At 70.4% G+C, this 13,806-nt stretch carries 15 protein-coding genes; 1 reads left to right on the plus strand and 14 read right to left on the minus strand.

What is annotated here, in order from left to right; genetic code table 11:
* Positions 1–8 precede the first annotated feature (8 nt).
* The 5 genes from BM342_RS00660 to rpmB form a co-directional block, all read right to left on the minus strand.
* Entirely contained in the window at positions 9–2,003 is a 1,995-nt protein-coding gene (locus tag BM342_RS00660; protein ID WP_218154873.1) for a bifunctional copper resistance protein CopD/cytochrome c oxidase assembly protein, read from the minus strand.
* A 157-nt stretch (positions 2,004–2,160) separates the two neighbouring features.
* Positions 2,161–2,448 carry an HU family DNA-binding protein gene (locus tag BM342_RS00665; RefSeq protein WP_056007305.1) on the minus strand — a complete coding sequence of 96 codons (288 nt, stop codon included), beginning with the start codon at positions 2,446–2,448 and terminating at the stop codon, positions 2,161–2,163.
* Between the two features lie 314 nt (positions 2,449–2,762).
* Entirely contained in the window at positions 2,763–3,068 is a 306-nt protein-coding gene (gene rpsN / locus BM342_RS00670; protein WP_055853966.1) for a 30S ribosomal protein S14, read from the minus strand.
* A 2-nt stretch (positions 3,069–3,070) separates the two neighbouring features.
* A complete protein-coding gene (gene rpmG / locus BM342_RS00675; protein WP_067880809.1) occupies positions 3,071–3,238 on the minus strand; it encodes a 50S ribosomal protein L33 in 168 nt (55 codons plus the stop codon).
* Complete coding sequence (gene rpmB, locus BM342_RS00680) at positions 3,238–3,474, minus strand: 50S ribosomal protein L28 (RefSeq protein ID WP_092963580.1); 237 nt, start codon at positions 3,472–3,474, stop codon at positions 3,238–3,240. The genes rpmG and rpmB overlap by 1 nt, the downstream gene beginning before the upstream one ends.
* Before the next feature lie 280 nt (positions 3,475–3,754).
* Here rpmB and BM342_RS00685 point away from each other — a divergent pair, with 280 nt between their 5' ends.
* On the plus strand, positions 3,755–4,726 hold the full coding sequence (locus BM342_RS00685) for an FAD-dependent oxidoreductase (protein ID WP_218154874.1): 972 nt from the start codon (positions 3,755–3,757) through the stop codon (positions 4,724–4,726).
* 52 nt (positions 4,727–4,778) lie between these two features.
* Here the strand turns inward: BM342_RS00685 and BM342_RS00690 are convergent, their stop codons facing one another.
* The 9 genes from BM342_RS00690 to BM342_RS00730 form a co-directional block, all read right to left on the minus strand.
* Complete coding sequence (locus tag BM342_RS00690) at positions 4,779–5,675, minus strand: glycine betaine ABC transporter substrate-binding protein (RefSeq protein WP_092963584.1); 897 nt, start codon at positions 5,673–5,675, stop codon at positions 4,779–4,781.
* Positions 5,676–5,780: 105 nt separating this feature from the next.
* Positions 5,781–6,704 carry an ABC transporter permease gene (locus BM342_RS00695; RefSeq protein ID WP_092963586.1) on the minus strand — a complete coding sequence of 308 codons (924 nt, stop codon included), beginning with the start codon at positions 6,702–6,704 and terminating at the stop codon, positions 5,781–5,783.
* Complete coding sequence (locus tag BM342_RS00700; RefSeq protein ID WP_092963588.1) at positions 6,701–8,155, minus strand: quaternary amine ABC transporter ATP-binding protein; 1,455 nt, start codon at positions 8,153–8,155, stop codon at positions 6,701–6,703. Before BM342_RS00700 ends, BM342_RS00695 begins: the two co-directional genes overlap by 4 nt.
* 337 nt (positions 8,156–8,492) lie before the next feature.
* Entirely contained in the window at positions 8,493–9,140 is a 648-nt protein-coding gene (locus tag BM342_RS00705) for a hypothetical protein (protein WP_255368442.1), read from the minus strand.
* 22 nt (positions 9,141–9,162) lie between these two features.
* Entirely contained in the window at positions 9,163–10,533 is a 1,371-nt protein-coding gene (locus tag BM342_RS00710; protein ID WP_092963590.1) for a glutamate decarboxylase, read from the minus strand.
* Positions 10,534–10,738: 205 nt separating this feature from the next.
* A complete protein-coding gene (locus tag BM342_RS00715; protein WP_092963592.1) occupies positions 10,739–11,143 on the minus strand; it encodes a Fur family transcriptional regulator in 405 nt (134 codons plus the stop codon).
* Positions 11,140–11,982, minus strand: a complete 843-nt coding sequence (locus BM342_RS00720) for a metal ABC transporter permease (RefSeq protein WP_092963594.1) — start codon at positions 11,980–11,982, stop codon at positions 11,140–11,142. Before BM342_RS00720 ends, BM342_RS00715 begins: the two co-directional genes overlap by 4 nt.
* A complete protein-coding gene (locus BM342_RS00725; protein ID WP_092963596.1) occupies positions 11,979–12,932 on the minus strand; it encodes a metal ABC transporter permease in 954 nt (317 codons plus the stop codon). The genes BM342_RS00720 and BM342_RS00725 overlap by 4 nt, the downstream gene beginning before the upstream one ends.
* Before the next feature lie 46 nt (positions 12,933–12,978).
* Positions 12,979–13,806 carry a metal ABC transporter ATP-binding protein gene (locus tag BM342_RS00730; protein ID WP_092963598.1) on the minus strand — a complete coding sequence of 276 codons (828 nt, stop codon included), beginning with the start codon at positions 13,804–13,806 and terminating at the stop codon, positions 12,979–12,981.

Raw genomic sequence — 13,806 nt, forward strand, 5'->3', positions numbered from 1 at the left:
GCCTGAGCTCAGCCCAGCCGGTCGTGCTCGGCGATCGCGGCGAGACGTGCGTTGTAGGCCTCGAGCTCTGCGTCGCCCGTACGGTCGGCGTGCCGATCGCGCCGCTTGGACTCCTTCTGGTCGCTGCGCGACCACTGCACCGCGACCGTGATCGCGAGCGCCACGGTCGGGATCTCGCCGATCGACCAGGCCAGGCCGCCGCCCATCTGCTGGTCGACGAGCGCGTCGGTTCCCCAGCCCATCGCGCCGTACCAGTCGGCGAGCAGCAGGCCCGCGCTCGACATGATCGCGAGGCCGAAGAACGCGTGCAGCGCCATCGTGCCGAGCAGCAGCACGAGTCGGAACGCATACGGCAGGCGGTAGGGCACCGGATCGATGCCGATGAGCGACTGCACGAACAGGTACCCCGTGATGAGGAAGTGCACGATCATCCACTCGTGGCCGATGTGGTCGACCATGGTCCACCTGAACAGCGGCGAGTAGTAGAAGACCCAGAGCGACCCGGCGAACAGCACGGCCGCGACGATCGGGTTCGCGATGATGCCCGCGAACTTCGAGTGCACGGCGAGCAGGATCCACTCGCGGCCGCCGCGCGACCCGTCCTTGCGGGCCTTGATCGCGCGTGCCGCGAGCGTGACCGGCGCCCCCGGCACGAGCAGCACCGGAACGGCCATGGTCAGCACCATGTGCGCGGCCATGTGGGCCGAGAACAGATACTGCTCGTAGGCGTTCACGCCGCCGTTCGTGATGTACGCGAGCAGCAGCATGCCCAAGACCCAGAGCACCGACCGGTACACGGGCCACTTGTCGCCACGGCGACGCAGGCGCCAGACGCCCGCGAGGTAGAAGAAGATGCCGAACCCGCAGGCGAGGATCCACAGCAGGTCGAGGTTCCACTCGGTGAAGTAGCGGTACAGGTCGGGCCAGGGCGGCAGCGGCTCGCCCGTGAGGATCTCGGCGGGGGTCCGTGCGATGACTCCGGGCTCCTCGACGACGGGCGTCGCGGTGCGCGCCAGTGCGGCCGCCACGCCAGAGGCGATTCCCATGAAGGCGAGCTCGGCGACGACGAGCACCCAGAACTCGGAGATGCGGGATGCCGGTCGGCCGGCCTTGCCCTCTTGGGCTGCGCGCGACATCCGCCCGATCAGGTACCGGCGCTGGATCGCCCCGAACCCGCCGAGCGCGAGCAGCGCGAGCAGCTTCACGAGCACGAGCACGCCGTACGGCGTCGTCAGCTGCTCCCAGGTGCCGATGCGGAGCGCGGCGTTGGCGTATCCGGAGACGGCCACGACGATGAAGCAGATCAGAGCGACCGTCGAGTAGCGCGCGAGCACGACCGGCAGTCGGGCGCCGTCGAGTTCGCGGCGCAGCAGCACGATGGTGAGCAGCCCGCCGAGCCAGACGGCCGCGAACACGAGGTGCAGCCCGAGCGACGTGATCGCCGCGCTGTGTCCGGCCGTTCCGGCCGAGTGGCCCTGCTGCGCCATGGGCACGAGCGCGACGACCGCGAGCACCGCGACGAAGACGAGGGCGGTGTGGTTGCGCACCGCGAAGCAGAGCACGGTCACCGCGGCACCGATGAGCGTCGTCGTGAGCCAGGACTGGCCGAGCGGGATCGTCGTGAGGAACTGCCCGAGTTGCGCGCCGAAGGTGTCGCTGAGGCTCAGCGGCACGCCCGTCACCACGAGGAAGGTGAGCAGGCCCGTCAGCGCACTGGCCACGGTGAACACGGCGGCGGATGCCGCGGCCGTGTCGAGCGCGACGTCGAACTCGCGTCGCTTCGGGCTCAGCGCCCACACGGCGAGCACGAGGGAGCCCAGCATGCCGGCCGCACCCAGGTTCACGAACAGCTTCGCGATCGGCAGGCCCCACCGGGAGAACGGGCCCGGATCCTGGATCAGCTGCGGCGCCGCTCCCCCGCCGTAGGCGAGTGCCGCGACCGTCGCCGCGAGCGCGACGGCGATGAGGACGGCAGGGCCGAACACACGGACTGAGCGGGGCACCGGACAAGCCTACGCGGCGCGCGGCGCCCGCCCGGCCACAGACGGTTACGCGGCAGTCGGCCGCGGCACGCCTGCGGAGGGCAACGGCACGCGGCCGCGGCCGCAGACGACGAAGGGCGCCCGGCCGCAGCCGGACGCCCCCCGAGGGTCGCGAAGACTACTTCGCGGCGGCCTTCAGCTTGGAGCCGGCCGAGACCTTGACCGAGTAGCCGGCCGGGATCTGGATCTCGGCGCCGGTCTGCGGGTTGCGGCCCGTGCGGGCAGCGCGGTGGGTGCGCTCGACGGCGAGCCAGCCCGGGATGGAGACCTTGGTGCCCGAGCCCACGGACTCGGCGAGGGCCTCGAAGAGACCGCCGAGAACGGCGTCGACGGTTGCCTGGCTCTGCCCGGTCGACGCAGCGACCTTCGCGACGAGCTCGGTCTTGTTGAGCGACTTGTCAGCCATTGAATGTCCTCCTCGGACGTTCGCTGTTCTGTACAGCAGTTTTATGAATATTCGGGAACGATCGTTCAACCGCCCCCGTGGCCGTTCGGGCCGCCTCGAATGTAGCAGAGAACCCCGGAAACTCGCGGATTTCCGGCCTTTTCGGGCAGGGAAGCCCCGGCGTGTCGCACTGTGACGACCGCGAGGGCGCGTCGATCGACGCCGGCCGGCACGCGCAGCGCCCGCCCGCGACATCCGTCATCGATGCCCGGAGACGACGAGAGGGGCGCCCCGGAAGACCGGGACGCCCCTCTCGGAAGCGGTTCAGCTCGTGATTACCAGCTGGACTTCGTGATGCCGGGCAGCTCGCCACGGTGCGCCATGTCACGGAAGCGGACGCGCGAGACGCCGAACTTCGTGAGGACACCGCGGGGGCGGCCGTCGATGGCGTCACGCGAACGCACGCGGATGGGCGATGCGTTGCGGGGCAGCTTCTGCAGGCCGACGCGTGCGGCCTCGCGGGACTCGTCGGTGCCGTTCGGGTCGACGAGGGCCTTCTTCAGCTCGAGGCGCTTCGCCGCGTAGCGGTCGACGATCACCTTGCGCTGCTCGTTGCGCGCGATCTTGCTCTTCTTCGCCATGTTTAGCGCTCCTCTCGGAAATCGACGTGCTTGCGGATCACCGGGTCGTACTTCTTGAGCACGAGACGGTCGGGGTTGTTGCGACGGTTCTTGCGGGTCACGTAGGTGAACCCGGTGCCGGCCGTCGAACGGAGCTTGATGATGGGACGGATGTCCTGCTGCTTCGCCATTAGAGCTTCACCCCACGAGCCTGGATGTCCTTGACGACTGCCTCGATGCCGCGGGCGTCGATCACCTTGATGCCCTTGGCGGACACGTTCAGGGTGACGCTACGACGGAGCGACGGAACGAAGTAGGTCTTCTTCTGCACGTTCGGGTCGAAGCGGCGCTTCGTCCGGCGGTGCGAGTGCGAGATGTTGTGACCGAAGCCGGGAACGGCTCCAGTCACCTGGCACACTGCTGCCATTGGTCTTTCCTCCAATACCGAGGGGCGGATGCCCCTCCCAAGGTCTCTTGTCTGCTGACTTCCCACGCCGAAACCCGCGATTTCTCGCGGTGTTCGAAGGGGGATGGTCGCGGTCTGGGCAGTGGATGTGCCCAGCCAAAGGAACAGCCTACCAGAGAGGCCGATCACGGCCGAATCGAGCGGATGCCGCGGGCCGGCCACGCGCGCACGGCGGCCCGTGATCCTCCGCGCGGTGGTATCCCTGACGTGAGACGTCATCGGATCGAGGGAATGAGGCGACGTGGGACCACGCTCGGATGCGCAGCGCGTGACGGTCATCGGCGCCGGGGTGATCGGCCTCTCGACCGCTGTCGAACTCGCGCGCGACGGGCACGAGGTCACCGTCGTCGCAGACGTCGACACGATGGACACGGTGTCCGCGGTCTCCGCTGCCCTGTGGTTCCCCTACCGCGCCGAGCGATCGCCGGCCGTCGTCGAGCTGCTCCGCAGCTCGTTCGCGAGGTTCGCCGCACTGTCGGAGGTCTCCGACTCGGGCGTCGAGATGCGCGCAGGCACCGTCGTGGAGCGGTCGGCGACCCCCGACAGGTCCTGGACCGCGTTCGTGCCGGACGCCGTCGAGGCCGACCCTCGCCTGCTGCCTCCTGGCGCGAGCTCGGGCGTCCGGGCCACCCTGCCGTTCATCGTGATCCCGGCCTACCTGCCGTGGCTGCGCGCGCGGGCGAGCGCGCTGGGGGTCGTGTTCGAGCGTCGATCCGTGCAGCACCTGGCCGAGCTCGCGGGTCGCGCCGACACCGTGGTTATCGCCGGCGGCATCCGCGGTGGGGAGCTGCTCGGCGGGGACCCCGACGTCGTGCCCGTGCGGGGGCAGGTCGTCCGCCTCGCGAACCCCGGACTCACGGACTGGGTCACCGACACCGACGAACCCGATCGCCTCACGTACGTGTTCCCCCGTCGCGACGACATAGTGGTCGGCGGAACCTCGATCGACGGCTCATGGGATCGCGCGATCGACGTCGACACCGAGCGGGCGATCCTCGAACGCGCGGCGGCGCTGGTGCCGGCGATCGCCGGCCAGCCGGTGCTGGGCCGCGCGGTCGGGCTTCGGCCCGCGCGCCCGACGATCCGGCTCGAGCGCGTGACCGGGCACGAGCTCCCGGTGATCGCCGCATACGGACACGGCGGCGCCGGGGTCACGCTCTCGTGGGGCACGGCCGAACGGGTTCTGGCGCTGCTCCGCGACGACGCGACGTGAAAGGGGCGACGGATGCCGCGGCATCCGTCGCCCCTTCAGAAGGCCGTCGCGCCTACTCGGTGAGCGAGTCGACGTACTCGCCGTTGTCGGCGATCCACTGCTCGACGACCGGGGCGTAGTCGTCGGAGTCGTTCTCGTTGAACATCGCGTTCTCGAGCGAGTAGAGCAGCTGCGAGTCCATCGAGAACGCCTTCAGCCAGCCCGCGAGCGTCGGATGGGTCTCCTCGAACGACGCCGAGCCGAACGAGTGGATGCCCTCCGAACCGCCGAGCGCGCCCTCGGGGTCCTCGAGGTCCTTCAGCGGGAACGCGTCGTACGCCCAGTGCGGGCTCCAGAGGGTGACGGCGATGTTCTCGCCGGCCTTCGTGGCCGCGGTCAGCTCCGAGAGCATCGCGGGCGTCGAGCTCGTGAGGTATTCGAGGTCGTCGAGGCCGTAGGCCGGGATGACCTGCTCGGTCGTGACCCGGTTCAGCCCCGAGCCCGGCTCGATGCCCACGAGGCGGTCGTCGAACACGTCGGCGTTGTCGGCCAGCTCGTCGAGGGAGTCGATCGGCGCGTCGGCGTTCACCGCGATCGTGAGCTTCGCGTCGCGGTTCCAGGCACCCAGGTCGACGATGTCGTCTCCGTACTCCTCGACGTAGTCGGCGTGCGTCGTCGGCAGCCAGGTGTCGAGGGTCACGTCGTAGTCGTCGCTCGCGAGCCCGCTGTAGACGGGCGCCGGGTCGGCGTACTCGAGGGTCACGTCGTAGCCCTGTTCCGTCAGGATCGCCTTCCAGAGCTCGCTCGCGGCGACGCCCTCGTCCCATCCGTTGAAGACGGCGATCGTGACGTCCTTGCGGTCGCCGTTCGCGAGGGTCTCGGCCTCGGCTCCGCCTGCCGAGCAGCCGGCGAGCACGAGGGCCGAGGCGGCGCTCAGGGCGAGGGCTCCGGTGAGGGTGGACAGCTTCATGGTGCTTCCTTTCATCCCGCAGGCTGTGGGTTGCGGGTGTTGGGGGTTCGGGTCCGATGCGCCGGGGCGCGCAGGTGCGCGCGTGCGGCGGTGCTTCGCGAGGCGTCAGGCGGTGACGGATGCCGCGGGCACGGGTTCGCGGTCGGCATCCGCCTGCGTCGCGACATCCGTCGCTCGCGAGGTCGTGCCGCCTCGGCGACGGCGACGACCGCCGCCGAGCGCACCCGTGATGCGATCGAGGATGATCGCGAGGATCACGACCGACAGGCCGGCCTCGAAGCCGAGGGCCACGTCGATGCGGTTGAGCGAGGCGACGACGTCGCCGCCGAGACCGCCCGCGCCGACCATGCCCGCGATGACGACCATCGAGAGCGAGAGCATGATGACCTGGTTGACGCCGGCCATGATGCTCGGCATCGCGAGGGGCAGCTGGATCTGGCGCAGGATGCGGCCGGACGAGGCGCCGAACGCGTGCCCCGCCTCGACGACCTCCCGGTCGACCCCTCGGATGCCGAGCTCGGTCAGGCGCACGCCGGGCGCCATCGCGAACACGATGGTCGCGACGATGCCGGGCACGACGCCCACGCGGAACAGGATCAGGGCCGGGATCAGGTAGACGAACGCCGGCATGGTCTGCATGAAGTCGAGCACCGGGCGCACGATCCTCGACGCGAGGTCGGAGCGCGCCGTCCAGATGCCGACCGGAACGGCCAGCGCGATCGCGATGGTGCTCGCGACGAGCACGAGCGCGAGCGACTCCATGGCGTGGTCCCACTGGTCGACGCCGACGATGACGAGCAGTCCGACGGCCGTACCGAGCGAGAGCTTCCAGCCCTTGAGCACCCAGGCCAGTGCGGCGAGCGCGAGCACGACGACCCAGAAGGGCGGCGTGACGAGCACGAACTCGACGGCGTCGTAGAACGCGAGGAAGACGGCCCGGACGATGGCGAAGAACCATCCGAGCGTCTCGGTGAGCACGTCGATGAATCCCTCGGCGAGGTCGCCGAGCGGCAGCCGGAAGTCGTTCATGCGCCGGCCCCCTTGAGCATCGCGAGTTCATCGGCCGGCAACGGGATGTCCGGCGGGGCCGCGGCTGCGGTCTCGCGGAGCGTCGCCGTCATCACCTCGGCCGACACGGTCGACGGGGTCTGGAGCGCCTGCAGCTCGGCGGTGTCGGTGGGCACGTTCCCGAGGGCGGCGAGCAGCGTCACGCGCGGCACGACGCCGAGCAGTCGTCGCTCGTCGTCCACGACGGCGAGCGGCAGATCCTGCTCGACCGAGCTCTCGAAGAGCTCTGAGAGGTGCACGTCCGGGCCGACGGCAGCGAAGTCGGTCGAGATCGCACCGTCGAGCGAGCGTTCGCCCCGCCGCACGAGGCGCAGCACGTCGCGGTCGTGCGCGACGCCGAGCAGTCGACGACCGGATGCCACGACGAACACCATCGACGTCTGCAGGTCGCGCATCGCCCGCAACGCCGCGCGGGGCCCGGCCGAGGCCGAGGCGATCGACCGCGGCGTCTCCATCACGTTGCCCGCGGTCAGCACGCGGGCGCGGTCGACGTCCTGCACGAACTGGGCGACGTAGTCGTCTGCCGGGTCGGTGAGGATCTCCTCTGCCGTGCCGATCTGCACGACGCGGCCGTCGCGCATGACGGCGATCCGGTCGCCGAGGAACATCGCCTCGTTGAGGTCGTGCGTGATGAAGACGATGGTCTTGCCGAGCTCCTGCTGGAGTTCGATGAGCTGCTCCTGCATCTCGCGGCGGATGAGCGGGTCGAGCGCGCTGAACGCCTCGTCCATGAGGAGGATGTCGGCATCGGCCGCGAGGGCGCGGGCGAGACCCACGCGCTGCTGCATGCCGCCCGAGAGCTCCGACGGGAACTTGTCGGCCCACGCGGCGAGCCCGACGCGCTCGAGCACCCGCTCGGCCCGCGCTCGACGCTCGGATGCGGAGACGCCCTGGATCTCGAGCCCGTAGGCCGTGTTGTCGAGCACGGTCAGGTGCGGCAGCAGGGCGAAGTGCTGGAACACCATGGCGACATGGCGACGACGGATGCCTCGGAGGCGGCGCGGTGCGACGCCGGTGAGGGTCTCCCCCATCACCGTGACGGTGCCCCCGGTCGGCTCGACGAGCCCGTTGAGCATGCGGATCAGCGTCGACTTGCCCGAGCCCGAGAGGCCCATGACGACGAAGATCTCGCCCTGCCGGACGTCGAACTCCACGTCGACGACCGCGGCCGTGCCGAGCGCGGCGAGCTCGGCACGGGTGGCCCCGTCGTGCAGGCGTTCGAGGGCTTCGGCCGGGCGGCGGCCGAAGAACTTGGTGAGTCCCCGCACTTCGAGTGCGTTGACGAGCCGTGGTTCGGGAATGCGGTGCGGATCCGCGGTGCGGGGCTGTTCGGTGTTGCGGTGCGGTTCGGTGGTGCGGTGCGGTTCGGTGACGCGGTCGGAGACCGCGGCGGTGCTGTGATGTTCGGGCATCGAAGGTGCTCCAATGGCACGTGCGGAGACCGCCGCCCGGTGCAGGGAGGCAGGCGGAGGCGCACGCGTCACGGCCGGGTTGCGGCGATCCGGGATCCGGGACTCAAGCAGCGACGGAGGTCGTGCGAATCCCGGCTCCAGCGCGCGTCGCCATCGGGGCGACGCACCACGCGCGGAACCATACGACCTCTGTCGTCGAGGCCGCCGAGGCGGTCTCACGAGAGGGCGCGGACTGGGTGGGTCGGCCCGTCAGGGCCGTCTTCAACCGTATGGCCCTCGAAGGAGGGTCACCAAATCATGTTCGAGGAATTCTCGCTGATCTGGGGTTCTCTGTTCCTCACTCCTTCGAGATCGTCCGCCGCGAGAGCAGCGCGGCCGTGAAGAAGCAGAGCGCGCCGATCGCCGTGCCGAGATTGGCCCAGAGTTGGCTCACGAGGTCTCCGGAGTCGGGCACCACGTAGGCGCCGATCGCGGAGGCGGCGAACGCGATCGACCCCGCCGCGTTCAGCCAGGTTCCGTGCCACGTGCGCGCATCCGTGTCCCACAGCCGGCCGCGATCCTTCGTGGCGATGACGGCGAGCGTGCTCGACACGAGGAAGGCGAGGGACCCCCACGCGTCAGGACGCCATCCTGCGCCGACGGCGTCGGGGCGGGCGATGGCGGCCGCGAACGCCGCGCCCGTCGAGATGTTGAAGAGCAGCGTTCCCGCGAACTGCACGGCGGCCGCCCACCAGTCGGCCCGGTCGGCCTGATTCATCTTCGCGTGCGGTGCGACCCGGCCGCTGAGGCTCAGTTGGATGAACGCCGCCAGCGTGAAGAAGATCGATCCGGTGAGGAACGTGGCGTTGGTGCCCACCGCGCCCAGCCGGTCGGCGTACCAGGGCAGCGCGCCCGCGAAGAAGCAGGCCGACCCCACCGCGAAGCCCCACGCTTCGCGGCGCAGTCGACGCACCGTCGTGACGCGCGGCCGGGTGGTCTCCCCCACGTCTGCGACCCTTCGTCGGCGATCAGTGGTGGAAGGTCGGGCCGAGCCCGGGGTGCGGCATCGGCGCCTCGAGCGAGTCGAGGAACTCCGTCTCGATGCGGATGTCGCGCAGGAGATCCTCGGCGAGGTCGTGGCTGAGCCCGTTGCGGCTCACGATGCGCATCACGGTCTGACCGGACTGCTCGCCCGACAGCGGATACGCCGGCACGAGCCATCCGCGGATCCGCAACCGCTCCGACAGGTGGTACAGCGTCCACTTGTCGGTGTGCCCGGCCTTCAGCCGCCAGGCGAAGACGGGGATGTCGCTGCCGTCGGTCAGCAGCTCGTAGGCGTCCATGCGGCCGATCGCGCCCGACAGGTAGCGTGCGACATCCTGCGTCGTCTGCTGGATCTGCCGATACCCTTCGCGGCCGAGCCTGAGGAACCGGTAGTACTGCAGCAGCACCTGGGCGCCCGGCCGTGAGAAGTTGAGTGCGAACGTCGGCATCTCACCGCCCAGGTAGCTGACGCGGAACACGAGGTCGTCCGGCAGTGCCGCGGCGTTGCGCCAGACGACCCAGCCGACGCCCGGGTAGACGAGCCCGTACTTGTGGCCTGACGTGTTGATCGACTGCACGCGCTCGACCCGGAAGTCCCACTCGAGCTCGGGCTGCAGGAAGGGCGCGACCATGGCTCCTGACGCGCCGTCGATGTGCATCGGGATGTCGAGGCCGGTCTTCGCCTGGATCTCGTCGAGCTTCGCGGCGACCGTCGTGACCGGCTCGTAAGCGCCCGTGTACGTCACGCCCATGAGCACGATCACGCCGATGGTGTTCTCGTCGACGACGTCCTCGAGGCCGGTTCCGTCCATGAGCGGATGCGCGTCGGTCGTCGGGATGAGGCGCATCTCGACGTCGAAGTAGTTGCAGAACTTCTCCCAGCACACCTGCACCGCCGAGCTCATGATGAGGTTGGGCTTCTCGGTCGACTTTCCGGCGGCGCGCCGCGCATGCTGCCAGCGTCGCTTCAATGCGAGCCCGCCCAGCATGCACGCCTCGGACGACCCGATCGTCGAGGTGCCGATCACGTCGCGACGGTCGGGCGCATGCCAGAGGTCCGCCAGGATCCTCCAGCAGTACTCCTCGATCGCGGCGGTCGCGGGGTACTCGTCCTTGTCGATCATGTTCTTGTCGAACGCCTCGGCGTAGAGGCGGTCGGCATGCTCGTCCATCCACGTGCCGACGAAGGTCGCGAGGTTGAGCCTGGCGTTGCCGTCGAGCATCATCTCGTCGCTCACGATGCGGTAGGCGGTCTCTGGCAGCATCGATCCCTCGGGGATCTCGGTGTAGCGCGCCGTGGTCGACTCGCCGATGCGGCTGAATGTGGGCAGGAGCGCTTCGTCGGGTGTCGCCATGGTCTCTCCTTCGAGCGGTCGGTCGGCTCCGGCCCGTGATCGCACGAGGGAGCCGGCCGCCCGAGCAGGCGCCTGCTCCCCCGGGCCGGTCACCGTCTACCCGGCGAACGATACGCCGCTCGTGCAGCGCCCGACACCCCTCGATCGGGCGACGGCGGTGGCACCGGAGCCGGCATCGGCATCGGCACCGTGGAGCGTGCCGGGCTCAGCGGTTCTCGGCCGCGAACAGCACCGTGCAGTCGGCGCAGAGGCCGAAGATGTCGACGACGTGGGCCGCCTGCGTGAACCCGTGCTCGGCGGCGGTGCGCTGGGCCCAGGCCTCGACCTCGTCGGCCGCGATCTCGACCGTGCGCCCGCAGTTGCGGCAGATGAGGTGGTGGTGGTGACCGGTCGTGCTGCACGCGCGATAGAGCGCCTCGCCCTCGGGCGACTGCAGCGAATCGGCCTCGCCCGAGCTGGCGAGGTCGCCGAGCGCCCGGTAGACGGTCGCGAGGCCGATGGGCGAGCCGCTCGCGTGCAGCGAGGAGTGCAGCGCCTGCGCGCTGATGAATCCCTCGGTGCCGTCGAGGGCTTCGCGAACGGCTTCGCGTTGCCAGGTGTTGCGCTTCATGCGGTGCGGGCGTCCTCTGCGGTCTCCACGGGTATCGCGGACGGTCTCCACGGTAGCGCGCGCAGCTTGGAGCCGCCCAGCGCGACGACCAGGAACGCCGTGGCCGTGAGCACGATCGCCGGGCCCGCGGCGATCGCGAAGGCGCGCGAGGCGAGCACGCCGAGCACGCCGGACGCCGCGCCGATCACGGGTGCGGCCACGAGCATGCCGCGATAGGTCGACGTCACGATGCGGGCGGCTGCGGCGGGTGCCGCGATGAGGGCGATCGCGAGGATCGCCCCGACCGCTGGCAACGCGCTCACGACGGTCGCGGCCGTGAGCCCGAGCACGAGCAGTTCGATCGGCCATTCGCGGTACCCGGCCGCCCGGAATCCGGCGGGATCGAAGGTCGAGAACACGATGCTCCGACCGAAGAGCACGACGAGCACGAGCGCCACGATGCCGACGGATGCCGCGAGCAAAACGTCGGCGTCGGTCACCGTGAGGATCGACCCGACGAGCAGCGACTCGGGCTGCACGGGAAGGCTCGGCACGACGGCCGCGAGGATCGCACCGGCCGCGAACCCGCCGGTGAGCACGATGCCCGCGGCCACCTGCGCGCCCTGGTTGCGCACGCGCGCGATGCCCGTCATGACGAGCACGAGCACCACGGATGCCGCGGCGGCCCCGAGCGGCACGCTCAGGCCGAGCGCGGCCGCCGCGACGGCGCCCGGGTAGGTGCCGTGCGTGAGCGCCTGCGCGAAGAAGGTGCGCTTGCGCAGCACCACGAGGCATCCGACGAATCCGCCGACGGCGCCGATGACGATCGCCGCCAGCATCGCGCGCTCGAAGTAGCTCATGCGACCCGCTCCCCCGGCTCGACATCGGACGAACCCGATGTAACCTGCTTGGCAGGTATCGGCGCGGACGAGGCCGACCCAGCTCCTGCGATGCGGCGCCGTGCGCCCGCGTCGAGCGCCAGGCGCACGAGGAGCACCACTCCGTAGGCGAGCACGAACACGGCGACGATGGTGCTGCCGGCCGGAAGGTCGACCCCGGCGCCGACGCTCGCGGCGAAGCCGGCGGAGAGGCCGAGCCACGATGCGATCGCGGCGAACACGCCGGCCACGGGGAAGAGCAGCCAGAGCCGACCCGTCACGAGGCGCGCGACCGCGCCGGGAACGACGAGCAGCGCGAGCACGAGCAGGGAGCCGACTGTGCTCGCACCCGCCACGACGACGAGCGCGACCGCGACGTTGAGCGCCAGGTCGAGCCCGAACGCGGAATCGCCGGCCGCGCGGCTGCCGGCGGGGTCGAACGCCCGGAACACCTGCTGCTTCGCGGTGAGCACCACGAGCGCCAGCGCAAGCACGGAGACGACGACGAGCGGCACGACGTCGTCGGGCGGGATCGTGAGCACGCGGCCGAAGAGCAGCTCCTCGAGCGCCCCGGCGTAGTCGTCGCTCTTCGAGACCACGATCACGCCGACGCTGAACGCCGCCGTCAGCACGACCGCGATGCCGGCGTCGGAGGCGACGCCCGAGCGCATCAACCAGGTCAGCAGCACGGCGCCGATGAGCGCGGCAACCGCCGCTCCGGGCAGCACACCGTTCGCGCCGCCGACGGCGAGCCCGACGGCCAGGCCGGGGAAGACGGCGTGCGTGAGCCCGTCGGTCACGAACTCGAGGCCCCGCAGGTTCACCAGCACGCCCACGACCCCTGCGACGACCGAGAGCACGAGCATCACCACGAGCGCCCGGCCCATAAACGGCAGGGCGAAGGCGCCGAAGAGCGCGTCAGCGAGGCTCATGCGCCGCTCTCCCGCACTCCGCGGCGCGTATATGCCCGCACGGGCATCAGTGGCCCTCGTGATCGGGCACGACGAGCGTGTGCTCGTCGATCTCGACCTCGACGCCCTCGAAGCAGCGCTGCACGTTCGTCAGCGTGAGCGCGTCGGAGACCGGTCCGAAGGCCGTCTGGCGCTTGTTCACGAGCACCACGAGGTCGCACACCTGCTGGGCCAGCTCGAGGTCGTGCGTCGAGACGAGCACGGCCACCCCGTCGGCCTTCAGTCGACGGAGGGTCTCGACGAGTGCGTCGCGGTTCGGCTGGTCGAGGCCGTTGAACGGCTCGTCGAGCAGCAGCAGGCTCGGATCGGCGGCCAACGCCCGTGCGAGCAGGCCGCGCTGCCGTTGGCCGCCCGAGAGGGAGCCGAACCGCTTGGACGCGGAGTCTGCGAGCCCGACCGTCTCGAGCGCTCGGCGCACGGCTGCTCGATCGGCTCGCCCCGGCCAGCGCAGCAGCCCGAGCTGGCGGTAGCGGCCCTGCATCACGACCTGCTCGAGGCTGATCGGGAAGTCCACGTCGAACTCCATGGTCTGGGGGAGGAACCCGACCATGCCGCGCTCGGCATGCGTCGCTGCGCCACCGCGGCCCACCACGTCGTCGCGGCCCGTGGATCCCGGGCCGGAAGCATCCACTCGAGGGCCCAGCGCCATGCTGCCGTGCGTCAGGGGCACGAGCCCGAGCACGCCGCGCAGCAGGGTCGACTTGCCTGCGCCGTTCGGGCCTATGAGGGCGACGGCCTCGCCCGCGGCGATCGAGAAGTCGAGTTCGCTCACGCCGTCGCCGCCCGGATGGGTGAACGCGGCGTCTTCGAAGGTCAGCACCGCGCTCGAACTCAT

This window comes from Agromyces sp. CF514, from assembly GCF_900113185.1.
In the GTDB taxonomy this organism is placed as follows: Bacteria; Actinomycetota; Actinomycetes; order Actinomycetales; family Microbacteriaceae; genus Agromyces.

Excerpts from the sequence above, each read along its gene's own strand:
- BM342_RS00710 (WP_092963590.1), bottom strand. The coding sequence starts at position 10,533 with ATGGCGACACCCGACGAAGCGCTCCTGCCCACATTCAGCCGCATCGGC.
- BM342_RS00725 (WP_092963596.1), bottom strand. The coding sequence starts at position 12,932 with ATGAGCCTCGCTGACGCGCTCTTCGGCGCCTTCGCCCTGCCGTTTATG.
- BM342_RS00730 (WP_092963598.1), bottom strand. The coding sequence starts at position 13,806 with ATGAGTTCGAGCGCGGTGCTGACCTTCGAAGACGCCGCGTTCACCCAT.
- BM342_RS00720 (WP_092963594.1), bottom strand. The coding sequence starts at position 11,982 with ATGAGCTACTTCGAGCGCGCGATGCTGGCGGCGATCGTCATCGGCGCC.
- rpmB (WP_092963580.1), bottom strand. The coding sequence starts at position 3,474 with ATGGCAGCAGTGTGCCAGGTGACTGGAGCCGTTCCCGGCTTCGGTCAC.
- BM342_RS00665 (WP_056007305.1), bottom strand. The coding sequence starts at position 2,448 with ATGGCTGACAAGTCGCTCAACAAGACCGAGCTCGTCGCGAAGGTCGCT.
- BM342_RS00695 (WP_092963586.1), bottom strand. The coding sequence starts at position 6,704 with ATGAACGACTTCCGGCTGCCGCTCGGCGACCTCGCCGAGGGATTCATC.
- rpmG (WP_067880809.1), bottom strand. The coding sequence starts at position 3,238 with ATGGCGAAGCAGCAGGACATCCGTCCCATCATCAAGCTCCGTTCGACG.
- BM342_RS00700 (WP_092963588.1), bottom strand. The coding sequence starts at position 8,155 with ATGCCCGAACATCACAGCACCGCCGCGGTCTCCGACCGCGTCACCGAA.
- BM342_RS00715 (WP_092963592.1), bottom strand. The coding sequence starts at position 11,143 with ATGAAGCGCAACACCTGGCAACGCGAAGCCGTTCGCGAAGCCCTCGAC.
- BM342_RS00690 (WP_092963584.1), bottom strand. The coding sequence starts at position 5,675 with ATGAAGCTGTCCACCCTCACCGGAGCCCTCGCCCTGAGCGCCGCCTCG.
- rpsN (WP_055853966.1), bottom strand. The coding sequence starts at position 3,068 with ATGGCGAAGAAGAGCAAGATCGCGCGCAACGAGCAGCGCAAGGTGATC.